Genomic DNA, 24,189 nt, shown 5'->3' with positions numbered 1-24,189 from the left:
AGAAAGCCCCGGCTGCCGACCACGTGAGTGGGGCATCCGGGGCTTTCTTATGCTCGAGTGAGCGGGGTGCTTGTTAGAGCGCAGCCAGCTTGTCGACGAACGAATCGCCAGGCGCTACGTCGACCGACTCTGCATCGATCTCGGCGCGGCCGAGGAGTTCGTCCATCTTGCGACGACGGTTGCGCGGGATGAGCGTGACAACAGTTCCGGCCTTGCCTGCACGACCGGTACGGCCAGCGCGGTGCAGGTACGTCTTGTACTCCTCGGGGGCATCGGCCTGAATAACGAGGCTGATGTCATCTACGTGGATGCCGCGGGCTGCAACGTCTGTCGCGACAAGCACGTTGACCTTGCCGCTCGTGAGCATCTGCAGGTTGCGGGTACGACGCGACTGGTTGAGGTCACCGTGAAGGCTCGTGGCTGGGGTTCCACCCATGCTCAAGAATTCGGCCATCTCTTCAGCAAACGCACGCGTGCGGGTGAAGACAAGAGTCTTGCCCGTGCCTGCAGAGAGCTGCTTGATGATCGCACGCTTGTCGCGCTGTTCGATGAGCAGAACCTTGTGGTCGATCGTGGAAGAAGCCTGGTCTTCACCAGCAACCTCGTGCACGGCCGGATCAACAAGGAACTCCTTGACGAGAGTGGCAACACCCTTGTCGAGGGTTGCCGAGAACAGCAGCTTCTGGCCGCCCTCGCTGGTCTCACGCAGGATGCGCTGAACAGGCTCAAGGAACCCGAGGTCGCACATGTGGTCTGCTTCGTCGAGAACAGTAACCTTCACCTGGCTGAGGTCGAGACGACCCTGCTCGATGAGGTCTTCAACACGGCCGGGGGTCGCGATGATGACATCGACGCCACGGGTGAGAGCTGCAACCTGCTTGTACTGAGGAACGCCACCCACGATGGTCGTGGTGAACAGACCAACGCTGCGAGCGATGGGCTGGATGGTGCGGTCGATCTGCTGAGCAAGCTCACGAGTCGGAGCGAGGATGAGGGCGCGCGGCTTGCGGCCCATCTGACGGTCCTTGCCACCGTTGTTTTCCATCAGACGCTCAACGAGAGGCGCACCGAAAGCAATGGTCTTGCCCGATCCGGTCTTTCCGCGGCCAAGAACATCCTTGCCGGCAAGAACGTCGGGGATGGTTGCTGCCTGGATGGGGAACGGCGACTCTGCACCCATGGATGCGAGCTGACGCGAAATGTTCGAACCGATACCGAGGTCGATGAAGGACTTGCCTTCAACATCGCTGGCGGTAACGGTCTTGGCTACGAGACGCTCAAGTACAACGTCTTCTTGCTGCGAGTGCGACGACTTGCCATCGCGGGCCGGGTAGTAGGCGCTTTCGCGCGGCTCGGAACGCTGCGGACGATCGTTGCGGTCATTGCGGTCGTTGTACGACGGGCGCGAACCACGGTCGGGACGGTCGCCATACGCGGGACGCTCTGAACGCTGCGGGCGCTCGTTGTAGGCGGGACGCTCGGAACGCTCGGGGCGTGCACCGCGGTCGGGACGGTCACCGTACGCGGGGCGCTCGGTGCGCTGAGCACGGTCGTTGTACGACGGACGCTCGGTGCGACCAGCGGATGCGCCACGGTCACCGTACGAGGGACGCTCAGTGCGGCCAGCGTTGCGGTCGTTGTACGACGGACGCTCGGTGCGGTCGTTGTAGGAGGGACGGCCACCGCGGTCGGGGCGGTCACCGTAGGAGGGACGTTCTGAACGGCCACCAGCATTGCGGTCGTTGTACGAGGGGCGCTCGTTACGGCCGCTCGAGTTGCGGTCGTTGTACGACGGGCGCTCGCTGCGACCGGCGTTGCCGCCACGGTCGGGGCGGTCACCATACGAAGGACGGTCATTGCTGCGCTGCGGGCGCTCGTTGCGGTCGTTGCGGTCGTTGTACGACGGACGTCCACCACGGTCAGGACGGTCGCCGTATGACGGGCGATCGTTGCTACGCTGCGGGCGCTCGTTGCGGTCGCCATACGTGGGGCGTCCACCGCGCTCGGGGCGGTCACCCGACGAGGGACGATCGTTGCTGCGCTGGGGACGGTCGCCGTAGGCGCCACGTTCGTTGCGCTGCGGGCGGTCACCATACGAGGGGCGATCTCCGCGGCCGCCTGCCTCGGGGCGTCCACCACGGGCAGGCTTCTCGCGGGGAGTCCAGTCGGGGCGACGCTCGTCGCGTCCGCCACGAGCGGCTCCGGGCTTGCGGTCTCCGGTGCGAGCGGCACGGTCATCCGCGCTCCAGCGACGCTTGGGGGCATCGCCCTCATCGGCACGGAATCCGCGGTGACCTTCGCTGCGTGAACCGCCACGTTTGGGCGCTCCCGAGTTGAAGTTTTTGTTGCCACGACCAGTGGCAGGCTTATTGAAATTAGGCATTGTTCTTTCCGGGTTGTTCTTAGATGGAACACATCTAGTGCGTGGAGCACGCGCGCACGCCAACACTCACCATTTAGTTAGCGAGACACCGATTGGTTAGAAACCGATTGGCTGTCTTCTAATTAGCTTGAGTATTCGTACGCTGCACTACTGAACCCGGGCAGTCTTTGACCGAGGCCGTCACATACATTCGTGTGATTGTCACCAGTTGGATGGACTGGCAAACCGGCCCGCAAGACTTACAAACCCATACGCGAGATTTCGCGCTGTCTTGAGCCGACTTGACTACGTTACTCGATCGAGCCCCTAATAGCGAGGGCCGAGCGGATGCCGCTACTGGCAGCTTCGGCGGCTCACTAAACGTTGTGGTTGTAGGGGAAGTCCCGGAGGTCAGTCTGCTGAACAGGCTGCGGTTGCGAATTCACCTTCGACTCGCGACGCTCGAGCCACTTGTGGTGATCGCGCAGTGCTCCGACTACGGCGGCTCGAATGATGCCGTAAACCAACAGTACACCCACAAGAAGCAGCACAACGGGCACCAGTATGGCGATAGTCGTGATCGATGACATGTTGTCGAGCATGGGTGCTCCTTTTCTCTGCGCGGCACACTTTCTGCAATAGTGACAGAAATTCTGTTTCCCCACGGCAGCTGAACCGGCGTGGGGAAACTAGACCATTCAGGGATTACTCTGCGGTGGCAACCACCGGAGTCTCGCGACCGGCCTTCTTGGCCGCACGACGACTCTTGCGATCAGTGCCGGCTGCCTTCTTGTCTTCGCGACGTTCCTTGGCGCCCTCAACGAGGTAGTAGAGAACGGGAAGCACCACGAGGGTGAGAACTGTCGAGGAGACGAGTCCACCGATCACGATGATGGCGAGCGGCTGGGAGATGAATCCGCCCTGGCCGGTGACACCAATGCCCAGCGGAAGGAGCGCGAAGATCGTGGCCGCAGCGGTCATCAGGATGGGGCGAAGTCGACGCGATGCACCCTCGATGATGGCTTCGCGAGCGCGCATGCCCTTCACGCGGTACTGGTTGATGAGGTCGACGAGCACGATCGCGTTCGTCACGACGATACCGATGAGCATGAGCACACCGATGAGCGAAGCGACACCGAGCGGGATGCCCGAGATCACCTGAAGCGCAATGGCACCGGTTGCCGCGAAGGGCACCGAGACCAGCAGCAGCAACGGCTGGCGCAGGCTCTTGAAGGTTGCCACCATCACGACGTACACGATGAGAATTGCGACCAGGAGCGCGAGGCCGAGCTGCTGGAACGCATCCGTCTGCTCCGTAGCGACACCGCCCAGTTCAGCCGAAGCGCCCGCGGGCAATTCTGCTTCATCAACAGCGGCAGCAACCAGGGCGGATGCCGTTCCCACGTCGTCACTGCTCGGCGTCACGCTCAGGGTCGCACTGCGTACGCCCTTAACCGAGGTGATGCTCGCGGGGCCGTCATCGACGGACACTGTGGCGACATCCGTCAGCGGGATGAGTCCGGTGGCACCCGGGATCTCGAAGTCTTCCAACTCTTCAATCGTGGTCGGCGCAAGGTCATTGAGAATGTAAATCGAGAGCGTCGATTCGTCGATGACGGCGCTACCGACCGCATTCGGGTTCATTGCACCGGTGACGATTCCGCCAACTGCAATTTCGCTCAGTCCGACCTTCGCGGCCTTGTCACGGTCAACAACGATCGAGATGAACGGCTGCTGTTCAGACAGGTTGCTCGTGGCTTCGGCGACGACGTCGAGGTCGCGCACCTGCTCGAGCAGGGCATCCGATGCTTCGCGCAGTTCAGAATCGCTGGTGGCGGTGAGGTTGATCTCGATGTCGCTCGAAGCGAAGCCGCTCGATGCCGCGGCAAGCGTGATCTCGCCCGCATCCTCGATGTCGGCAACAGCCTCGCGCACGTCTTCTTGCAGCTCGGTCTGATCGAGGTCGGGGTCGGTGGTGAGCGAGAACGCGTTCGCTCCGCTGCCGGTGAACGCGGCCCGCAGCGAGCCGCCGCTGGAACCGATGGAGAGCTGCACGGTCTCGATGCCGTCGAGGTCCATGAGAACCGCTTCAACCTTCTTGGCGGCTTCGTCACGAGCTTCGAGGCTCGCACCGAGTGGCAGCGACTGGTTGACGGTCAGAGTGTTCTGTCCGCTGTCGCCAATGAAGTTGGTCTTCATGAACGGCACGAGTGCCACGGTTCCACCGAGCAGGAGAACAGCAGTCATGAGTGTGGCAACGGGGCGCTTGAGCGTCCACTTGATTACGGGCAGGTAGCCACGCTGCAGGGCGTTGGTCTTCTCTTCCTGAGGCATACCCGCTGCGTGCGCGTGCTCGACAGCGTCTTCGGTGTGGCGCGGCACAGCCTTGTTGCCGAGGAACCAGTAGGCGAGCACCGGCACGATCGTGAGCGACACGAAGAGTGATGCGGCGAGCGCGATGGCGGTCGTCAACGCGAACGGGCGGAACAACTCTCCCGTGATGTCGCCGACAAGGGCCAGAGGCAAGAACACGGCAATGGTCGTCACGGTGGAGGCCGTGATGGCTCCCGCAACTTCCTTCACTGCGGTCTGAATGGCCTGAAGCTTGGGCTCTCCCATTGAGACGTGTCTCTTGATGTTCTCGATAACCACAATCGAGTCATCCACCACTCGACCAATCGAGATCGTGAGGGCTCCGAGGGTGATGATGTTGAGGGTGTAGCCCGAGACCTGCATACCGATAAAGGTGATGAGAACGGATGCCGGAATCGAGATCGCGGTCACCAGCGTCGATCGAATCGACAGCAAGAACACCAGAATCACGATCACGGCGAAGACGAGACCGAGCAATCCCTCGGTGGTAAGGCTGTCGATTGACTCTTGGATGAAGGGGGCCTGGTCGAAGACAACCGTGAACTTGGTGTTGTTGCCGAGGGCACTCTCGAGGTCGGGGATCGCTTCGAGAACGGCTTGGGACACAGCGACGGTGTTGCCCGCGGGGCTCTTCGTGATCGCGATCGTGAGCGAAGGCTCACCGTCAACGCGCGAGATTCCGGTGGCGGGATCGTCGATGACGTCGACTGTCGCTACGTCTGAGATGGTGACGACGTCGGTGTTCGAACCGCCGAGCAACGGCAGTTCGGCAATGCCGTCTGCCGTCGTGATGCGCTGCCCCGCCTGCACCGTGAGGGTCTGGCCATCTTCGGTGATCTCACCGGCCGGCAACAGCACGCCGTTGTCGTCGAGCGCAGAAATGATGTCCTGGTTGTTCAGACCGTTGAGGAACAGTTCGTCTTGGTCGGGAGTGATAACCAGGCGCTGAGTAGACGTGCCCAGCAGGCTTGCGTCACTGACGCCATCCAACTTATTGAGTTCAACGAGAGTGGATGCTTCGAGCTTGCTGGAGAGCTCGAGAGGGTCGAGGTCGCTCGAGACCGCGATCTGCACGACCGGAAGATCGGTGAAGTTGAAGGTGAACACTTGAGTGTCGGCGGAGTCGGGAAGCTGGCCAGAGATGCGGTTGATGGCGAGCTGAATCTTCTGCTCAGCAGTGGCGATGTTGGTGCCGTATGCGAAGGATGCCGAAATGTTGGCGAAGTTCGAGTTCGAGGTTGCGGTCGTCGACTCAAGACCCTCGACGCCCTGGATGGCTGCCTCAAGCGGGCCAGCCAAGTCCTTATCGACAACCGCCGGCGATGCGCCCGGGTAGGTAGAGACGATGAAGATCTGCGGCAGCGACAGCGACGGAATGAGTTCTTGCTTGAGCGATGTCAGCGCAACGCCACCGAAGATTCCGATGACAATTGTCACGAGGGCGATGAGCGCTCGGTTACGCAGGGAGAAGACAGAAAGCAGATGCACGAGGGAACTTTCGTTGCTGTTAAACGCGGGCGCGGTCGCAAAAACCACTTCTTGGTTAGGTCAATTCTCTCAGCACGCTGAGTATTCCGCGTACTCTCGCGAGATTACATCTGCGTTAAACCCGTAGCGCTGCAACCGCGGTCGGCGCGTTCTCCGCAGCGCGGTTTAGACGACGTTCGCGAATTCACTGCTCGCTGGCGAGAACGGATGCCGCATCACCGTCGACCACGCTGCGGCGAGCGCCGAGACGCCCTGTTCCAGGTCGGCGGCGCCCCCGCTGAAGGGGATGCGCAGGAAGCGTTCGAACGCGCCATCCATTCCGAAGCGTGGCCCGGCGGCAATCACAAGACCTTCGTTGCGGGCGGCGAGCACGAGCTGCGAGCTCACGGGTTGGCCGAGGCCGATCCACGCGGTCATTCCGCCGGGGGTATGCGGCACCTGCCAGGACGGCAGTTGCTCGGCGAGCAGAGCGGAGAGGTGCTCGCGGCCAGCGCGCAGGGAGGTGCGTCGAGCATCCAGAATCGACGGGAAAGTTTCGAGGATGTTGGTAACGACGAGTTGTTCGAGCAGGGGCGTGCCGAGGTCACCGGCTGAGCGAGCACGAACGAGTTGGCGGATGGTGGCGTGGTCGGCGCGGATCCAGCCTGTGCGCAAACCGCCCCACACTGTCTTGCCGACCGAACCCACGGAGATCGCGTTGCCGTGAGCGGCGAAGGGCAGTCGGATGCCGTTGCCATCCAAGTCGAGTTCGGCCATTGTCTCGTCGGCGATGACTGCGGTGCCGTGGCGTTCCGCGAGGGTCAGTATTTTTTCGCGCAACTCTTCGGGCATCGACTGACCGGTCGGGTTGTGGAAGTCAGGCATGAGGTACGCGAGCGAGGGGCTCGTGCGTTGGATTGCCTGCTCAACAGCGATGGCATCCCAGCCGGTTTCGGTCGAGACTCCCACCGGCACGAGTCGCGCGCCAGCTGCCCGGAGCGCGTCGAGGGCGTGCGGGTAGCTCGGGTTTTCCATGAGGGCACGGTCACCGCGTGACATGAGGGTGCGAGAAATCAGCGCTATGGCGTGCTGGGCGCCGAGCGTCACCATGATTTGGTCGGGGCTCGTCGGCAGACCGCGGTCGGCATAGCGCTGGGCGATTGCCTCACGTAGCACCGGGATCCCTACCGGGTCGAAGCCCGACTCCCCCAGGTAGGCCGGCAGTTGTTCGGCAGCACGACGGGATGCCTCAATCACCTCGGGAGCGGCCGAAATGGTCGACTTGCTGAAATCGAGCATCTGCGGGGCAGCCGAATCGGGGATCAGGCTTGCGCGATGCGGCAACTGGGCAACACTGCCCGACCCCCGCGTGCTCTCGACGTAACCGCCCTCGCGGAGCGCCGAATAGGCCGCCGTCACCGTGGTGCGGCTCACGCCGAGAGCGAGCGCCAACTCGCGCTCGGCTGGCAGGCGCGTCGAGGTCAGAATGCGGCCATCCATGATGAGAAGTCGGATGCGGTCAGAGACGGCCAGATAGGCAGCGTTCGATCCACTCGCACGCCACTCGCCCATCATCACGACCAATGCACGGGCAGAAAGGCTATTCATGAGGCCAGAATACCTCGATTGGCCCCTTGTTCCGAGTCCAATTCCGTAATTGGATACTTACATGACTCCCCGCCTCACCATGACACGACGCATCGTTCAGCTCGGCACCGGCCTGTTCCTCTACGGCTTCGCCATTGCGCTGATGATTCGTGCGGAGGTCGGGGTCGCCCCGTGGGACGTCCTCGGGCAGGGCGTCTCGCTCAGCACTGGTATCCCCTTTGGCTTTGTCACCAACATCATTGGCCTCATCGTGTTGCTGCTGTGGATCCCGATCCGCCAGAAGCCCGGCATCGGAACCGTCTTCAACGTGGCGCTCGTCGGCCCCAGTGCCCAACTTGGATTGTGGATGCTGCCCGAGATTGAGGGACTTGCCCTGCGCATCCTCGTCTTCGTCGCTGGCCTGCTGCTGCTCGGAATCGCGACCGGCCTCTACCTCGGAGCACGCTTTGGGCCCGGCCCGCGCGATGGCCTCATGACCGGCATCCACCACCGCTATGGCGGCAAGATATGGATCGTGCGCAGCAGTATCGAACTCGTCGTACTGACGATCGGCGCGATCCTCGGCGGAAACCTCGGCTGGGGCACGCTCGCGTTCGCGCTCTTGATCGGCCCGATTGTGCACTTCACGATTCCGCGCCTCATGGTGCCGGCCGCCGTCTCTGGCGAGAGCGTGGAGACGCCGGAGCCGAGCCCCGACGTCACCGTCCCGTAGCGGCGCCGCACCCTCGCAGCACGAGCAACCGCCGCAACCGGCCGCAACCCGCCCGCGTGCGACAGATCAGCGGCGCGAACTAGCTCCAGCGTGTGGCCGCAAATGCAACCATGGCCGCGCGCACGAACTCGGCGCCCGCCTGCCCGCCGTAGTTACGAGCGAAGCGGGGGTCAGCGACATACAGGTCGGCAAGCCCGAGGTAATACTCCCGGGGCGGCCCCGCTTTTGCTTCGCTCGGAGTGCCGGGGATGCCGACAAGGCCCTCGAACTGACGCTGTGCGAGCACCTGAGCGGCGTCGCTCTCGGGGTCATCGCCGCGCTCGGCAGCAGCGGTCCAGTCGGCCGCCAACTGTTTCTGGCGCGCAGTGAACTCGGCGCGTTCGGCGGCGCTCATTGCCTTCCACCAGGTGTTGCTCGCGGCGTACGAGTCGGAACCCCAGCGCTGCTCCACTTCGTCTTTGTGAGCGGTGTGGTCGAATCCGTCGAACATTTCTTCAGCCATGAGTGGCTCTCCTTCTGCGAGTTTATGGATGGTGCTGGTCACCGAAGCAATGAGCCGATCGATGCGCTGCTTCTCACTTTCGAGCAGGTGCACGTGGTCTCTGAGCGCGGCGGTGTCATCCCGCTGCCCGGCGAGAACCTCGGCAATGGCCGGAAGGCCGAGCCCGAGTTCGCGCAACAGCAGAATGCGCTGAAGGCGAGCGAGAGCATCCGCGTCGTAATAGCGGTAGCCGTTGGTGCCCACTCGGCTCGGTTTCAGCAGCCCGGTGTCGTCGTAGTGCCGCAGCGTGCGCGATGTCGTTCCGGTGATGCGGGCGACATCGTTGATCGAGCGGTCGGCGAGTGGTGGGGTGTCGTGGGCCATACCTCGACGGTAGAGGTTGACGCTACGTCAATGTCAAGCACGCGCCTTTTCCGGCGAACCGCACTATCCGAACAACCGGGCTATTCGGTGAATTTCACCGGTACGTAGACATCCTGCACCCGGTCATTGAGCGCCGTGTGGTCGTTGCGGGTGAAAATGCCGCACTCGTTCGTGATGCAGTCAGCGTCCTCGCCGAGCGGGTCACCGAGCTCGAGGTAGGCCGTAAAGGTGCCGGTGGCGGTGTCGTCATAACTGCGAGCGCCGAAGAGCCGCCACGCCCAATCGGCGTTGATCCAGTTGCTCGGGGCCCACTGCACGGTGCCTTCGGCCACGTTTTCTTGCTGCTGCGACGGCACTCCGCCGATGCAGGGCCCTGGCTTGTCTGCGGGTGTTTCTGGGATGACGCACACGGCAACGTACACACCCTGCGTGCCGTCGTAGCCGGTTCCCGTCACGACCACCCGTTCGTCACGAACGAGTGCTTCGGTGTCGATGGGTTCGCCGTTTTCACCGGCGAGGCTGAGCGTGCGGGTGCGACCGTCATCCCCCTCGGCGGTGACCGAGAGCGGCCATTCTCCATCGACGAGCTGCTGGCTCGACTGGCCCGCGCTCTCGTGCGTGAGAATCGGCACGACGATGATGGCGATGGGCACGAGCAACACCACAACTACGGCGAGCACGATCCACGGCCAACGGCGGCGGCGCGCAGCAGTTCGGGTCATGGCTTCAGTCTAGGACTGCGCGCGTGGCACAGGTCCGCGCCCGGTTGCCATAAGGTGACTGGTAGGCAGTACAGCCCCCAGAACTGGCATCTGAAAGGCAGCGCATGATCCGTGAACTCGCTGCCGTTGCCGTTGGCGGTGCTATCGGCACCGGAATGCGGTTCGCTCTCGATCTTGCCTTTGCCACCGACGATGGGCTGTTTCCCCTCTCCACTCTGATCGCCAATATCGTCGGCAGTTTCGTGCTGGCGCTCGTCGTCGCCGAGCTATGGACACCCGCTCCGGTCTGGGCCCGCGCCGGCTTAGGCGCCGGTCTTCTCGGTTCCTTCACGACGTTCTCCGCTTTGGCCGTCGCCGTCGTGCAACTCATTGGTGCCGACCAGCTCGTCCCCGCCCTCATTTACCTCGCGGCCACCTTGGTGCTCGGACTCGCCGCAGCCGCACTGGGCCTGCGCCTCGGTTTCGCTCGCGCACGCCGCCCTGACCTGGTGAACGAATGACCGCGGGCGTGGTGTTTGCGATCCTGGGCGCCGGAGCCGCCGGGGCCGTCTTGCGCTACCTCACCGCACGCGCGTTTGTTCCGAACAAGCGGTTCCCGTGGGCCGTGCTCGTCGTCAACGTCATCGGCTCTGCCCTCGGCGGCACCTTGGCTGGCATGGCGCACATTGGCACGATCGACCCTAACCTCGAGCTCGTGCTACTCACCGGACTTTGCGGCGGACTCACCACCTTCAGCACCCTCAGCGTTGAAACAATGCAGATCGCCACTATGAAGCGACTCCAGACCGCCGTCGCTAGCGTTGCCGCCAACCTCGTGCTCGGCATCGGCGTCGCCGCCGCGACCTACTTCGGCCTCATCGCGCTCGCGACTTAGCCTCATCGCTCGGCTGCGTCGCCAGTGGGGTTTACCCCGCCGCTCAGGCGTCGCGAACAGCCGCCACGAAAGCATGAATCAGTTCGGGATCCTTCACGCCTCGGCTCACTTCGACGCCGCTCGACACATCAACGCCTCCCGGCTGCATGATGCCGACCAGCTCCGCCACATTCTGCGGGGTGAGGCCACCGGCCAGAATCCAGAAGCCGTCAGGCGCAGCATCCGACAGCAGGGTGGGGTCGAAGGCTGCTCCGCCGCCCGGCGTCACCGCGTCGATCAGCAATCGGTCGTCGGCGCGCAACGCTCCGTCACGACTGAGCCGGCGGTAATCATCAATCGACAGGGCGCGGATGGTGCCAAAGCCCTCAGCCCGCAGCCGGTCAAATTCTGCCTCAGTTTCATCACCGTGCAACTGCACTGTCGCTACGCCTGCAGCGCTCGCGGTGCGGAGCACCGTATCGATCGACTGGTTGCGAAAAACGCCCACCGTTTCCAACGCGGACGGAAGGCCCGCGATGAGGGAACGCGCGTGCTCGGCACTGACCTCACGGGGGCTGCCGGGAGCGAAAACGAACCCGATCGCGTCGGCGCCGCTGTCGGCGACCGCCGCTGCGGCATCCGCAGTGCTGATGCCGCAGATTTTCACGAAGAGGCGAGTCACTTCGACGCTGCTCCGGAGGATGCTCCCGGCGATGCCAGCACGAGCGCCGCGGAGGCGTGACCGCCCACGCACGCCTTCTGCAGGTCGCGGCTAGCCAAGTACGACGTCAGGAATCCCGCAGCGAAGGCATCACCGGCACCGGTGAGGTCTCGGACCTCGGGAACCGGTGGCACCGCAACCGTCAGCGGCTCCCGACCAGGCTCGTGAACGAGGGTGGGATCCGCTCCCGCCTTCGTCACGATGATGGTATTGGCGAGTCTCGCAGCGACAGCACCCGGCTGCCCATCGACGACGACTCCGAGACATTCCATCTCGCTCGCGTTGCCGATCAAGAAGTCGGGGCTGAGGTCAGCCATGAGATCAAGGAAACGGTCGATGCCGTACTGGGCGAGCATCCCTGTGGAGGAGACGTCGATCGACACGAGAATCCCGCGCTGCTTGGCACGACGAATCACATCAATCACGGTTTCGCCAACGGGCGCTCCGTTGAAGGAATAGGCCGAGACGTGCAGCAGCTCGAGGCCGTCGAGCCACTCATCCGGAACCTCATCGAGCATTGTTGCTGCCGCCCGGTTCGGCACCATGCTGCGTTCGCCGTCTTGGTCGATCAGGATGATGACGGTGCCGGTGACGTGTTTGCGCTGCACGCGTACGTCAACACCTTCCGCCTCGAGACCCTCAACAAGCAGGGAGCCGAGGTGGTCGTTGCCGACACAGCCGATGAAGCGCGTGGGGCCGAGGCGGCCGGCGAAGCTGGCAACGTTCGCACCGCTACCGCCGCGGGTGTGGAAGATCTCCGCCGCCGTATCGGTGCCATGCCTCAGCGGTTCAGCCAGCCAGACGACCACGTCTTCAACGAGGTCGCCGATGATTCCGAGCACGTGTCGACTGCCGCTAGCGCGTGAGCGCCGTGGCGACGAGTCCACCGAGCGAGACGTTGCCGCGGTAGACCTCGACGTTGACGTCGAGGCTGACGCCCTTGGTGTCCTTCTGGATGAAGTCGAGCAGGAACGGGGTCGAGGCGTTGCCACTGATGCCCTGCTTCTCGGCCTCAGCCCAGGCCCGAGCGAGGATGTCGTCGAGCTGTTCCGGCGGAAGCTGCTTGTCGGCGGCGACGGGGTTGGCGAGCAATACCGACTGCGGGAGTCCGAGTTCATCGCGTGCGGTGACAACGGCGGCGACCTCTTCGGGAGTATCGACCGAGTAGCCGATGCTGAAGCCTGAGTCAGTGACATAGAAGCCCGGGTACTTGGTGGTGCCGTAGCCGATGACGGGGATGTTGAGGGTCTCGAAGCGTTCGAGGGTTGCGGGGATGTCGAGAATCGACTTCACTCCGGCGCTGATGACGAGGATGGGGATCTGCGCCAACGTGGTCATGTCGGCCGACTCGTCGAAAGTTTCGGAGGCACCGTGGTGAACGCCACCGAGACCGCCGGTGGAGAAGACCTTGACGCCTGCGTGGTGCGCGAGGAACGCGGTCGCTGCGACGGTGGTGCCACCGTGGATGCCGAGCGCGCGAACAACAGGAAGGTCGCGAAGGCTGGCCTTGGCAATATTGTCAGTGTTGGAAAGTTCAGTGATCTGTTCGGTGCTGAGGCCGACAGTTGGCACACCGTTGAAGACACCGATCGTGGCGGGCGTGACGCCCTGCGCGCGAAGACCGGCTTCGGCTTCAAGAGCAACGTCGAGGTTGCGCGGGCGAGGAAGCCCGTGGGTGAAGATTGTGGATTCGAGAGCGACAACGGGGCGGTTTTCACGCACAGCGTCTTGCACTTCTTGGGAAACATGGATGACGGGTTCAGACATAGTCAATCTCTTTCTTCGCTGCGCTTCTTCACTGATGCTCGGCCGGAGGCGTACCTCTCTCCCCACCGTAACCAGTCGATTACCAAGAATCCAGAAAGAGTCACGAGAGTTTCGATAGGTTTAACCTATGCAAATCACACTGCGGCAAGTGGAGATCTTTGTCGCCGTTGCCGAGTTCGGGCATTTCGGTCGCGCAGCCGAAGCGCTCCACATCTCTCAACCGACGGTGAGCCAAGAAGTCAGTCGGCTGGAACGCGCTCTCGACATCGCACTGCTCGATCGGTCTGGGCGATCAGCCACGCTCACCCCGGCAGGCGAGGCGATGGCCCTCGAGGGTAAAAGTTTGCTCGCTCACGCAACTCAGGTCGTGCTCGATGTGAAGCTGCACGAGCCGAGCCGCCTGCGCACCGTGCGCGTCGTTGCCTCGCCAAGCGTCGTGAACCGGCTGCTCCCCGCCGTGATCAGCAAAGCGGAGCAGTCCCTGGCCTCGACTCGCATCGAAGACATTCCTGTAGACACCGGAGGAGTGTCGGCCCACCTCGTCACCGAACAGGCCGATGTCGGGCTTGGCCGCTTCCTTGACGACCTCGACGGCTACAGCGTTGAGGTGCTCGCCGAAGAACAAGTCTTTGTCGCGATCAGCCGCAAACACCCCCTGGCGGATGCCGCCCACCTCGAGCTCCCGGAGCTCGGCGATCTTCCCCTGTTGCTGTGGCCGCGCGAACAGAATCCCGCCTACTTCGACTACTTGCTCGAGATTTGCACCTCGCGCGGATTGAGCCCGCTGCTTCTGGTGAGCCCGCCCCGAATCGTGGGTTCGCGGCTCTATCTACTCTCGGAGTCGCGCGCGTTCTCGCTCGTCTCCGCCGCCCTCATCGGCCACCTGCCCGAGGATCTCGTTGCCATTCCGCTGGCCCGGCCGGCAACTCTGCCTCTCGAAATGCAGTGGCGCACGAGCGACAGCCGGCCCCAGCTTGCCGCACTTCGCGCACTGATTCGCGATGTGGCATCCGCCGGCTAGCGACGAGCGCGTTCCCGACAGCTCGCGGTTGCGAAAGCGCTAGCGACCGTTCTTCATGGCTTGAATCTTGCTGAGCGTCGCGATGGCCTGGCGGGCGATCATCCGCCCCGCACGGTTGGCACCGATAGTGGATGCCTGCGGTCCGTACCCGGCGAAGAAGATGCGGGGGTCTTTCCACGCGACGCCCTGCCCGACGGCTACGCCGCCCTCTTTCTCGCGCAGTTTCAGCGGAGCAAGGTGGCGCAGTTCTGGGCGGAAACCGGTGGACCAGATGATGGCATCCGCCTGCTGGAAGGCACCATCTTTCCAGCGCACCCCACCGGGTTCGATGCTGGAGAACATGGGCCGCGGCGTCAAAACGCCCCGCTCGATGCCGGCTTGGATGCGGCGGGTGCGCGGAACGCCCGTGCCGCTGACGATGCTGGGGAGGGCTCGGCCTGCCCGCGCCGCCTCATCCTGCACCAGCACAGCTTCTTTGCGCGCTTCAAGGTTGAGGCCGCCGTCTTCGAGGAAGTCGATGGGGCGGCGGCTCACCCATGTGAGATTGCTGGCGATGTTTTCGAGTTCGAGCAGGAACCCGATCGCTGACGTTCCTCCGCCGACCACGACAACACTCTGGTCGGTGAACTCGCGGGCGCTGCGGTATTCGCTCGTGTGAAGGTGGCGGCCCTCAAACGACTTGAGCCCCGGGTACCACGGAATAAACGGTGCACCCCAGGTGCCCGTGGCGTTGATGACGAGCATCGTGCTGACAGTTTTTGTTTCTTCGCCATCGAGGGTGAAGGTCACGTTCAGATGTTCGCCGAGGTTATCGACGGCGATGACATCCGCATTGCGCACGACCTGCAGTCCGTAGTGCTCTTCGTAGGCGCGGTAGTAGTCGGCGACAACTTTCTTGGCCGGCATGTGTTTGTCGGCGGTCTCAAAGCTGAGCCCCAGCTCGTCGAGACCGGGAAGATCATTGATGCGGTGGGCGGAACCAATGCGCAACGCTTCCCAACGAAACTGCCACGCGCCGCCTGTATTGGGGCCGCGGTCGAGCAGCACAAAGTCGTTGCCGGCGTCGAGACCTAGTCTCTGCAAATAGTAGGCAACAGAGAGGCCCGCTTGGCCAGCACCAATAACGACAACAGAGGTGTCGGTTTCAGTGGTGGATGTCACGGGCTAACGTTACCCGTGAACACCCCACCTGTGCACCGCCCACGAAGACCTTTCTGTCCACCGTGCTAAACTTCAGGTTAGTTTTCATCCATCCCTGTTCGCTCGTTCGCTGGCCACCGTCAGTGCACCGGGACAGAAGCATGAGGGGGTCTCGAATGGGACGCGGCCGTCAAAAGGCAAAGCACACCAAGGTTGCTCGGGATTTGAAGTACTTCAGCCCAGACACCAACTATGGTGCACTCGCTCGCGAGTTGAGCGGGTCAGAAAGCGCTGCTCCGGTGTCGGAAGACAGCGAAAAGTGGCCGGAGTACTCCGCTGGTAGTGCCTACAGCGATAAGTACGACGTCGACGAAGAGGACGACGAAGACGACAACGAGGAAACTCGTAGCGCCTGATAGTCACCTTCTAATCACAAGGCGAGCACCAGACCCTCCGGGGTCGGATGCTCGCTTCGTGCGTTAACGTGACGCCGGGCTAGCGCTCGCGCGACCACTCCACGAGAGTAGGCACCGCGTCTTCGGCGAAGCGCTCATAGTCGTCTGCGGTGTTATAGGCGTGCGCGGAGAGCCTTAAGTAGCCGATGTCCCGGAAGCTGGTGACTTGAGTTTCGAATCCGAGTTCGTCCGTGATGCGTTGACGAACAGCTTGCGCATCGTCATGGCTCGTGCCGAGAGCGCCGGGGAGCCGCAGGAGACGCATTCCCGGAGCGGGGGCTCCGACATCCACTCGCGACTCTTCGCCAGACGCAGCATCGAGCGCGTCGGCGACAACGTCGGTGGAGTAGTCAAGCAACGAGTCGATGTAGCTGCGAATGGAATCCCAGCCAATACGGTCTTCGAGGCCCGTGATTGCATCGACGGTCGCGAGATAGGGCGTGTAGTCGAGGGTGCCCTGGTCGTCGAAACGACCGGGGAACGGCTCATCCATTCCCCACGAATCAATCACCGGATACAGGTTCTTGGCGAATTTCTTTTCTGCCACTAGCACTGCGGTTCCGCGGAAACCGCACGCAAACTTGTGCAAATTGCCCACCCAAGCGGATGCCGCAACGCCCTCTGCCGGGCGGTGCTGAATTCCCGGGGCATGAGCTGCATCCACGAGCAGAGGCACCCCGTGCTTCGTGGCCAACTCGGCGAGCGCCGCGACCGGAAACTCGCGCGCAGTGGCCGAGGTTGAGGCGTCGATGATGAGGCCTGCAGGCTTCTTGGCGAGTGCTTTGCCAAGAACGGTGAGGATGTGCTCGGGCGTGGCGTCGAGAGCGATGGGCACGGTGCGCACTTTGGCTCCGTGCTGGCGGGCCTCGCGGCGGGCCGAGAAGGCGACTGCCCCGTAAGCGTGGTCGGTGATGAGCACCTCGTCACCGGCGTTGAGCATGAGGGCGCGGATGGCGGCCGTCATTCCGGCGCTGGCGTTGGGAACGAAAGCGAAACGGTCGGCATCCACACCGATGAAGTCGGCAAGGTTGGCGCGGGCCTGAGCAAGACGCTCAGGTGCGGCCATGAACCAACGCTGCGGTGCACTCTCGGTGTCTTGCAGGTAGGCGAGGCGACGCAGTTGGGCAAAGACAGGGACTGCTCCGAAGGAGCCGTGGTTGATATGGCGCCAGCGGGAGTTCAGACTCCACAGCGCGGCGGCGGGAGAACCATCGCGGGTCAGCAGCGGTTCGGGGCGTTGCGTGCCCTGTGCTTGATCCTCAGCGTCGTCGTGCTGCTCATCCACCACGGTGTGCTCGTGTTCGGGTTCTGCGAGTTGCTCGTCGTTGTCGACGTCAACCGAGTTGTCGGGCTGCTTAGTTGCCATAGCGCCCATTCAAGCGCACGGCACCGGATTCGCTTCGGTGGCACCCGGGGCGCAGCGAAAACACTGCTGCGGTCAAGGCGTCGCCTAGGTGAGAGCGCGCCCGCGGCGACGGCGCAGCAACCCGGTGGTGATGGCGACGCCAAGAAGCAGCATCACTCCACCAATAACTTCGATCACCGTCGGCACCTCGCCGAGCGCCAACCACGCGGTGGTCATGCCGATCGGCGGAACGAGCATCGTGAAGGGCACGACAGCGGATGCCGCATGGCGGGCGAGCAACGTGTTCCAGATGCCGTACCCAACAAGGCTGGCGAGCCACGCGGTGTAAGCGGTCGAGAGCAGCTGCGGAACGGTGAGGTGCGTGAGGGCGAAGCCGACAGCATCCGCCCCATTGATCGCGAAGGCGAGTCCGAGCATCGGGATCGGTACGACCAGGGCCGACCAGACCGTGAGCGAGAGTCCGGCCAGTGGCGAGGACGTGGTGCCGATGCGCCCGACCCGGCGTGCGATGACATTGCCGATGGCCCACGATGCAGCAGCGGCCAGGGTCACGAAGAAGGCCAGCACGGGAGTTTCTACCCCGCGCCCACTCCCCACCACGACCAGGCCCGCGGCACCGAGCACGACTCCGACCAGTTGACTGCGCGTGGGGGTTTCACGCAGCGCGAGGGCGGCGAACACCACCGTCAGCACCACCTGCGCTTGCAACACCAGTGAGGCGAGGCCGGGCGGCATGCCGATGGCGAGCGCGGTGTAGAGCAGGCCGAACTGCCCGAGGCTCATGAACGAGCCGATGAGCACTACGTCGCGAAACCTCGACTTCGGCCGCGGCACGAAGAAGATAGCGGGAACAATCACCACCATGAAGCGCAACGCTAGAAACAGCGTGGGTGGCATCCCCTCGAGACCAACATCGATAACGACGAAGTTGAGCCCCCAAATGATGGCGACGAGCACCGCGGCGAGAATGGAACGGATGGGCATAGTTCAACGCCTCAGATAGGGACCGGGATCACGACCGGAAAGAACGCGGCTCGCGCTCAACGGAACGATAGAGCTAGTTCGCGTACGAACCGCTCAGGCGCACTGCGCCGCCGTTGACGCCCTTGGCTCCCTGTTCGAAGCCAGAAAGATCATGGGCGGCCATCGAAACACGACCGACTTCCCACGAGGGGATGCCGTCGGCGGTGAGTGCTGCGATTGTCGCGTCGGCAGCATCCGCCGCCACAATCGCGATCATGCCGATGCCGAGGTTCCAGGTTCCTTCGGCACTTTCGAGGCTGGAACCAGCCAGATCAGACAGCACGCGGAATACGGTGGGCGGCGACCAGGTCGAGCGCTCAACTTCAACCCACGAGCCGACAGGCAGCACGCGCGCGAGGTTGGCGGCGATGCCACCACCAGTGACGTGACTGAGCGAATGCACGGCGCCGGGCTGGGCGTCGAGCAGGTTGAGTAGCGGCATTGTGTAGAGGCGGGTCGGCTCGAGGAGAACTTCACCGACGACTCCGCCGAGTTCGTTGAGGTGGTCGCTGTAGCCGACCTTGTTGTTGGCCAGAATGTGGCGAACAAGCGAGAAACCGTTGGAGTGGATGCCCGAGGACTCCATCGCGATCACAACATCGCCATCGGCAACAAGGTGTGGGCCAAGCTGCGATCCGGCTTCAACCACGCCGGTTGCTGCACCAGCAACGTCGTAGTCGTCTGGGCCGAGAAGACCGGGGTGTTCTGCCGTTTCGCCGCCTACCAGCGCAGTGCCGGTAGCCGAGCATCCACGAGCAATACCGGCAACGATGTCGGCGATACGCGAGGGAACGACCTTGCCGCACGCGATGTAGTCCGTCATAAAGAGGGGCTTGGCGCCCACGACGATGATGTCGTCAACAACCATGCCGACGAGGTCTTGGCCGATGGTGTCGTGCTTGTCGAGAGCCTGAGCGATCGCGACCTTCGTGCCCACGCCATCCGTCGATGTTGCCATCAGCGGGTGCTTGTAGTCCTTGAAGAACGAGGCGTCATAGAGGCCAGCGAAACCGCCGAACCCTCCGACCACGTTGGGCCCATGAGTGGCACTGACGGCCGCCTTCATGAGTTCGACGGCGCGGTCACCAGCAGCGGTATCGACACCGGCTGCGGCATAGCTGGAAGAAGAGTTCTCGGTCACGGCTCAAGCGTACCGGTCTGCGGGTTTTACACGCAGCAGCACCCCCGCTTCCCCGCAGCAACAGCACGGCCGAATGTGAGAAGCTAGACCGTACTCACACCGGGTACGCGCTCTACGACCTCAGGGAGCCACGCGAAAGCATGTGCGGCATTGTCGGTATCGTCTCTTCTCAGCCCGTCAACCAGCAGGTTTATGACGCCCTGCTGCTCCTGCAGCACCGCGGTCAAGACTCCACAGGAATTGCCACCGCCGACGGCAGCACTCTGCACTTGCAGAAGGCCAACGGGCAAGTGCGTGAGGCATACCGCACTCGCGACATGCGCAACCTTGTCGGCACCTCCGGCCTCGGCCACGTGCGCTACGCCACCAAAGGCAACGCTTTCAATGAAAATGAAGCCCAGCCGTTCTATGTGAACGCGCCCTACGGCATCATCCTTGTTCACAACGGCAACTTGACGAACACGCAGCAGCTCACTGATGAGCTGTTCCGCATCGACCGTCGCCACCTCAACACCACGAGCGACACTGAACTGCTCGTCAACGTGTTGGCCAACGAACTTCAAGAGCAAGTGTCGGGGCTCGACCTCGACCCCGAGCAAGTTTTCACTGCCATCGAGCGCGTGCACGACCGCGTTGAGGGCTCCTACGCCGCGATCGCACTGATCGCCGGGCACGGTCTGCTCGCGTTCCGCGACCCCTTCGGCATCCGCCCGCTGGTGTTGGGCCGCCGCCAAACCGGTCTCGTCGGCTACGAGTGGATCGTGGCATCCGAATCTCTCGTGCTGGAAAGCGCCGGATACGAACTGGTGCGGGATGTTGCCCCCGGCGAAGCGATCTTCATCACGCCCGACGGCGAAATGTTCTCCAAGCAGTGCGCCAAAGCACCAGTGCTGATTCCGTGCTCGTTCGAATACGTATACCTGGCCCGACCGGACTCGATCATGAACGGCATCTCCGTTTATGAAGCTCGTCTGCGCTTGGGCGACAAACTGGCCGACACCATCTCGAAGTTCACCCCCATGGGCGACATCGACGTTGTGATGCCCATTCCCGACTCCTCGCGCCCCGCCGCAATGCAGGTCGCCCAGAAGCTTGGCGTCGAATACCGCGAAGGTTTCTACAAGAACCGCTACGTTGGCCGCACCTTCATCATGCCCGGCCAGGCCGAGCGCAAGAAGAGCGTGAAGCAGAAGCTGAACGCCATGGGCACCGAGTTCAAGGGCAAGAACATCCTGATCGTGGATGACTCCATCGTGCGTGGCACCACCTCGAAAGAGATCGTGCAGATGGCTCGTGAAGCCGGCGCCAACAAGGTCACCTTCACCTCCGCTGCACCTCCCGTGCGCTACCCACACGTGTACGGCATCAACATGCCGACGCGCGCTGAACTCGTTGCCCACGGGCGCAAGATTCCCGAGATCGCTCTAGAGATGGGCGCTGACGCTCTCATCTACCAAGAGGTCGCCGACATGCAGGCTGCGATCACTGAAGGATCCGACGTGTCAGCTCTCGAAATGAGCTGCTTCACGGGCGAATACGTTTCGGGCAACATCACGCCCGAATACCTCGACTGGCTTGAGCTCACGCAACTGAGCTAGCGCGGCGCGTTTCTCGGGGTGAACTTCCGCGGGGTGCAGCTCGTTGTTACTCGAGCGTGCCCTCGTACGCTTCTGGTTCTGAGATCTCGTGCTCGGCCGTGCCGATCTTGGCACGACGGCGCGAGGAACGGTCGGCGATCAGCGCAACGAGAGCTCCGACGGCAACACCGGCAGGAATTCCAAAGAGGCTGAAGTAGCCAAAGAGAGCCCCGAATCCGACCGAAGGGTCAGCGGGGAACGACATCGTGAGAATGAACGTGGCGGCGGCACCGAGCCCACCACCGACGATCATGAACGCGCCGTACTTAGGCGCACGGCGAATGCTCACGCCCGTTGATTCGACCGTGGTCTTCATCGCAGGCTGCTGCGGGGCGGATGCCGCGGGCTCGTGTTCTGGCGTAATACTCACGGCACTATTCTCTCCCACACAACTGGGAGGTATTCGCTGAGGTCGGCACGCGACCCTGAGGCACTGATGTCGCCGGAGTCGAGGGCTTCGGCCCACTCTCGTGTTCCCGTGGCAAGGGCAATCCAGGTCGCGGCATCCATCTCAACAACATTGGGCGGGGTGCCGCGCGTGTGGTTGGGGCCTTCGATGGCTTGAACGGCTCCGAACGGCGGCACTCGCACTTCAACCGAGTTGCCTTCGGCATTCTTCGCGAGCACCTGCAAGAGGTAGCGCACTGCGGTTGCGGTGGCGTCGCGGTCTGCTCTACCGTCGCGCACCATCCGGATGCTCGCTTCACCAGCAATGGGGGCTATTTTCAGCTGTGCCATAGCTTAACGCTAACAACTGTGGCTGTGGGCTTGGTTAGGCTGTGCTTGTGCGAATTCTTGTTCTTGGATCCGGTGCCCGCGAGCACGCCATTGTGACGTCACTTCTCAGTGAGGAGGAGACGCACGAAATCACGGCTGCGCCCGGCAATGCCGGTATTGCATCGGTCGTGGAGACGGTCGCGCTTGACCCCACTCGGGGAAGCGTCGTTACCGAATACGCCCTCGATAATGACATCGAACTGGTCATCATCGGGCCCGAGGCTCCCCTGGTTGAGGGCGTCGCTGATGCTCTTCGCCGCCGCGGCATCGCCGTGTTCGGCCCCGGCAAGGCTGCCGCTGCTCTTGAGGGCAGCAAAACTTTCGCCAAGCGCATCATGGATGCCGCCAACGTGCCCACCGGTCGCGCCCACCGCGCCGGCTCTCTCGAAGAAGCCACTGCGGCTCTCGACGAGTTCGGCGCCCCTTACGTAGTGAAGGCCGACGGCCTCGCAGCTGGCAAGGGCGTTCTTGTCACGGGCGACCGCAACGCCGCCGTCGATCACGCCAAGCACTGGCTCACCTACGGCAGCGTGCTCGTCGAGGAATACCTCGCCGGCGAAGAAGTTTCCCTCTTCCTGCTGAGCGATGGCCACAACGTTGTTCCGCTCTCGCCGGCGCAGGACTACAAACGCGCCTACGACGGCGATGACGGACCCAACACGGGCGGCATGGGTGCGTACTCGCCGCTCAACTGGCTCCCCGACGGATTCGTTGACGAAGTGATCAACACCATCGCGCTGCCCACGATCCGCCAGCTCGCCGAAGAACAGACACCATTTATCGGACTGCTCTACTGCGGCCTCATTGTCACTCGGGACGGCATCCGCGTCATCGAATTCAACGCTCGCTTCGGTGACCCCGAGACGCAAGTTGTGCTCCCCCGCTTGGTCACCCCGCTCAGCTCGCTGCTCTACGCCGCAGCAACTGGCGGCCTTGCCGACCACGCAGCGCCCATCTTCAGCGACGACGTTGCCGTGACGGTTGTTCTCGCGAGCGAGGGCTACCCCGAGAACCCCAAGATCGGTCGCCCGATTACCGGACTGGATGCCGCCCTCGCCGTTCCCGGAATCACCATCGCCCACGCGGCCACCGCCAAAAAGGGTGACGAGTTTGTCGCCACCGGCGGACGCGTGCTCAGCGTTGTCGCGACCGGCGAGACCTTCGCCGTCGCCCGCGAACGTGCCTATGAAGCGCTCGGGCACATTCACCTTGAGGGCTCACACTTCCGCAGCGATATCGCTTTGCGCGTCGCGAAATGAGCGACGTTGTGAACGACGCTGCTGGTGCGGATGCTATTGCCGGGGCGGATGCTGCTGCTGGCGTGTGGACGCTGACGTATTCCGGCAAGGTCCGCGACCTCTATGTGCGCGCCGACGAGCCACAGCTTGTGCTCATGGTTGCCAGTGATCGCGTGAGTGCGTTCGACCACGTGCTGGAGCCGGGCATCCCGAGCAAGGGCGCGCTGCTGACGCAACTGAGCAAGTGGTGGTTCGCGCAGCTGGCTGACATGCCGAACCATTTGGCGGATGCCGCTGGTGTTGACGCGCCGGCTGAGCTTGCTGACCGTTCGATGATCGTGAAGCGCCTGGAGATGTATCCGGTGGAGTGTGTCGTTCGCGGCTACCTGTCGGGCAGTGGCTGGCTCGAATATCAGGAGTCGCAGAGCGTGTGCGGCATTGCGCTGCCTGCTGGTTTGAGCGATGGCGACCGCCTGCCCGAACCGATTTACACCCCGGCGTGGAAAGCGCCGATGGGCGAGCACGACGAAAACATCAGTTTTGAGCGCACCGTCGAACTCGTGGGTTCTGAGGTTGCGACCGCGCTTCGGGATGCTTCGCTCGACATCTTCGCCCGAGCCTCAGCCATCGCGGAAACTCGTGGCGTGATTCTCGCGGATACCAAGTTCGAGTTCGGTGCCGACCCGGAGACCGGTGCTCTTGTGCTGGCCGACGAAGTGCTGACGAGCGACTCGAGCCGCTACTGGGATGCTGAACTTTATGCCGCCGGTGGCCCTGGTCGTCTAGCTAGCTTCGACAAGCAAATCGTGCGCAACTGGCTCTCTGCCAACTGGGACAAGCAGGGCGTTCCGCCCGAGCTTCCCGCCGACATCGTGGAGCAGACCGCGGCGCGGTATCGCGAGCTGATTGAGCGGCTTACAAAGTAGATCGCATACGTGCCG

Annotated in this window: 23 protein-coding genes; 8 read left to right on the top strand and 15 right to left on the bottom strand. The window is 63.0% G+C overall.

Going from position 1 to position 24,189, the window contains the following annotated elements; all coding sequences use genetic code 11:
- Window positions 1–73: 73 nt before the first annotated feature.
- From I6E51_RS02710 to I6E51_RS02695, 4 genes are all read right to left on the bottom strand, one after another.
- Window positions 74–2,383 carry a DEAD/DEAH box helicase gene (locus I6E51_RS02710; RefSeq protein ID WP_197109372.1) on the bottom strand — a complete coding sequence of 770 codons (2,310 nt, stop codon included), beginning with the start codon at window positions 2,381–2,383 and terminating at the stop codon, window positions 74–76.
- 356 nt (window positions 2,384–2,739) lie between these two features.
- On the bottom strand, window positions 2,740–2,964 hold the full coding sequence (locus I6E51_RS02705; protein WP_197109371.1) for a hypothetical protein: 225 nt from the start codon (window positions 2,962–2,964) through the stop codon (window positions 2,740–2,742).
- A gap of 103 nt (window positions 2,965–3,067) precedes the next feature.
- Window positions 3,068–6,223 carry an efflux RND transporter permease subunit gene (locus tag I6E51_RS02700; protein WP_197106614.1) on the bottom strand — a complete coding sequence of 1,052 codons (3,156 nt, stop codon included), beginning with the start codon at window positions 6,221–6,223 and terminating at the stop codon, window positions 3,068–3,070.
- Window positions 6,224–6,388: 165 nt separating this feature from the next.
- Window positions 6,389–7,810 carry a PLP-dependent aminotransferase family protein gene (locus I6E51_RS02695; protein ID WP_197106615.1) on the bottom strand — a complete coding sequence of 474 codons (1,422 nt, stop codon included), beginning with the start codon at window positions 7,808–7,810 and terminating at the stop codon, window positions 6,389–6,391.
- 61 nt (window positions 7,811–7,871) lie between these two features.
- Here I6E51_RS02695 and I6E51_RS02690 point away from each other — a divergent pair, with 61 nt between their 5' ends.
- On the top strand, window positions 7,872–8,522 hold the full coding sequence (locus tag I6E51_RS02690; protein WP_197106616.1) for a YitT family protein: 651 nt from the start codon (window positions 7,872–7,874) through the stop codon (window positions 8,520–8,522).
- 79 nt (window positions 8,523–8,601) lie between these two features.
- On the opposite strand, the gene I6E51_RS02685 is transcribed toward I6E51_RS02690, so the two are convergent.
- Together I6E51_RS02685 and I6E51_RS02680 are read right to left on the bottom strand one after the other, a co-directional pair.
- Window positions 8,602–9,387, bottom strand: a complete 786-nt coding sequence (locus tag I6E51_RS02685) for a MerR family transcriptional regulator (protein ID WP_197109370.1) — start codon at window positions 9,385–9,387, stop codon at window positions 8,602–8,604.
- 80 nt (window positions 9,388–9,467) lie between these two features.
- Window positions 9,468–10,109 (bottom strand): hypothetical protein, encoded by a 642-nt coding sequence (locus I6E51_RS02680; protein ID WP_197106618.1) that lies wholly within the window; start codon window positions 10,107–10,109, stop codon window positions 9,468–9,470.
- 104 nt (window positions 10,110–10,213) lie between these two features.
- Here I6E51_RS02680 and I6E51_RS02675 point away from each other — a divergent pair, with 104 nt between their 5' ends.
- Both I6E51_RS02675 and I6E51_RS02670 read left to right on the top strand, forming a co-directional pair.
- The gene (locus I6E51_RS02675; RefSeq protein WP_197109369.1) at window positions 10,214–10,609 is read left to right on the top strand and encodes a CrcB family protein; all 396 of its coding nucleotides are present in this window, start codon (window positions 10,214–10,216) and stop codon (window positions 10,607–10,609) included.
- Window positions 10,606–10,983 carry a CrcB family protein gene (locus I6E51_RS02670; protein WP_197106620.1) on the top strand — a complete coding sequence of 126 codons (378 nt, stop codon included), beginning with the start codon at window positions 10,606–10,608 and terminating at the stop codon, window positions 10,981–10,983. The genes I6E51_RS02675 and I6E51_RS02670 overlap by 4 nt, the downstream gene beginning before the upstream one ends.
- 43 nt (window positions 10,984–11,026) lie before the next feature.
- Here the strand turns inward: I6E51_RS02670 and I6E51_RS02665 are convergent, their stop codons facing one another.
- Genes I6E51_RS02665 through I6E51_RS02655 form a run of 3 tightly spaced genes read right to left on the bottom strand, consistent with a single transcriptional unit; the run spans window position 11,027 to window position 13,450 of the window.
- Window positions 11,027–11,644 (bottom strand): phosphoribosylanthranilate isomerase, encoded by a 618-nt coding sequence (locus I6E51_RS02665; RefSeq protein WP_197109368.1) that lies wholly within the window; start codon window positions 11,642–11,644, stop codon window positions 11,027–11,029.
- Window positions 11,641–12,525 (bottom strand): carbohydrate kinase family protein, encoded by an 885-nt coding sequence (locus I6E51_RS02660; protein WP_197109367.1) that lies wholly within the window; start codon window positions 12,523–12,525, stop codon window positions 11,641–11,643. The genes I6E51_RS02665 and I6E51_RS02660 overlap by 4 nt, the downstream gene beginning before the upstream one ends.
- 13 nt (window positions 12,526–12,538) lie before the next feature.
- Window positions 12,539–13,450, bottom strand: a complete 912-nt coding sequence (locus I6E51_RS02655; protein WP_197106623.1) for a pseudouridine-5'-phosphate glycosidase — start codon at window positions 13,448–13,450, stop codon at window positions 12,539–12,541.
- A gap of 127 nt (window positions 13,451–13,577) precedes the next feature.
- Here I6E51_RS02655 and I6E51_RS02650 point away from each other — a divergent pair, with 127 nt between their 5' ends.
- Window positions 13,578–14,471: a LysR family transcriptional regulator gene (locus tag I6E51_RS02650; protein WP_197109366.1), complete on the top strand. Its 894-nt coding sequence runs from the start codon at window positions 13,578–13,580 to the stop codon at window positions 14,469–14,471.
- Window positions 14,472–14,510: 39 nt separating this feature from the next.
- On the opposite strand, the gene I6E51_RS02645 is transcribed toward I6E51_RS02650, so the two are convergent.
- Window positions 14,511–15,632 (bottom strand): NAD(P)-binding domain-containing protein, encoded by a 1,122-nt coding sequence (locus I6E51_RS02645; RefSeq protein WP_197109365.1) that lies wholly within the window; start codon window positions 15,630–15,632, stop codon window positions 14,511–14,513.
- Window positions 15,633–15,787: 155 nt separating this feature from the next.
- Here I6E51_RS02645 and I6E51_RS02640 point away from each other — a divergent pair, with 155 nt between their 5' ends.
- Window positions 15,788–16,027, top strand: coding sequence for a DUF3073 domain-containing protein (locus I6E51_RS02640; protein ID WP_197109364.1), 240 nt, complete (start codon window positions 15,788–15,790; stop codon window positions 16,025–16,027).
- A gap of 79 nt (window positions 16,028–16,106) precedes the next feature.
- On the opposite strand, the gene I6E51_RS02635 is transcribed toward I6E51_RS02640, so the two are convergent.
- From I6E51_RS02635 to purM, 3 genes are all read right to left on the bottom strand, one after another.
- Entirely contained in the window at window positions 16,107–17,432 is a 1,326-nt protein-coding gene (locus I6E51_RS02635; protein ID WP_197109363.1) for an aminotransferase class V-fold PLP-dependent enzyme, read from the bottom strand.
- A gap of 84 nt (window positions 17,433–17,516) precedes the next feature.
- The gene (locus tag I6E51_RS02630) at window positions 17,517–18,416 is read right to left on the bottom strand and encodes an EamA family transporter (protein WP_197109362.1); all 900 of its coding nucleotides are present in this window, start codon (window positions 18,414–18,416) and stop codon (window positions 17,517–17,519) included.
- 73 nt (window positions 18,417–18,489) lie between these two features.
- Window positions 18,490–19,596 carry a phosphoribosylformylglycinamidine cyclo-ligase gene (purM, locus tag I6E51_RS02625; protein ID WP_197106628.1) on the bottom strand — a complete coding sequence of 369 codons (1,107 nt, stop codon included), beginning with the start codon at window positions 19,594–19,596 and terminating at the stop codon, window positions 18,490–18,492.
- Between the two features lie 140 nt (window positions 19,597–19,736).
- Here purM and purF point away from each other — a divergent pair, with 140 nt between their 5' ends.
- Complete coding sequence (gene purF, locus I6E51_RS02620; RefSeq protein ID WP_197109361.1) at window positions 19,737–21,194, top strand: amidophosphoribosyltransferase; 1,458 nt, start codon at window positions 19,737–19,739, stop codon at window positions 21,192–21,194.
- 46 nt (window positions 21,195–21,240) lie between these two features.
- Here the strand turns inward: purF and I6E51_RS02615 are convergent, their stop codons facing one another.
- Together I6E51_RS02615 and I6E51_RS02610 are read right to left on the bottom strand one after the other, a co-directional pair.
- Window positions 21,241–21,603, bottom strand: coding sequence for a hypothetical protein (locus tag I6E51_RS02615; protein ID WP_197106630.1), 363 nt, complete (start codon window positions 21,601–21,603; stop codon window positions 21,241–21,243).
- Entirely contained in the window at window positions 21,600–21,971 is a 372-nt protein-coding gene (locus I6E51_RS02610) for a sterol carrier family protein (RefSeq protein WP_197106631.1), read from the bottom strand. Before I6E51_RS02610 ends, I6E51_RS02615 begins: the two co-directional genes overlap by 4 nt.
- Window positions 21,972–22,018: 47 nt before the next feature.
- On the opposite strand from I6E51_RS02610, the gene purD reads away from it, so the two are divergent.
- Window positions 22,019–23,269, top strand: coding sequence for a phosphoribosylamine--glycine ligase (gene purD, locus I6E51_RS02605; protein WP_197106632.1), 1,251 nt, complete (start codon window positions 22,019–22,021; stop codon window positions 23,267–23,269).
- The gene (locus tag I6E51_RS02600) at window positions 23,266–24,174 is read left to right on the top strand and encodes a phosphoribosylaminoimidazolesuccinocarboxamide synthase (protein ID WP_231599633.1); all 909 of its coding nucleotides are present in this window, start codon (window positions 23,266–23,268) and stop codon (window positions 24,172–24,174) included. Before purD ends, I6E51_RS02600 begins: the two co-directional genes overlap by 4 nt.
- The last annotated feature ends 15 nt before the right edge of the window (window positions 24,175–24,189 follow it).

Source organism: Salinibacterium sp. NSLL17, assembly GCF_015864935.1.
In the GTDB taxonomy this organism is placed as follows: domain Bacteria; phylum Actinomycetota; class Actinomycetes; order Actinomycetales; family Microbacteriaceae; genus Rhodoglobus.
The sequence above is the reverse complement of the archived record's forward strand: the minus strand, read 5'-3'. Positions and strand labels throughout refer to the sequence as shown.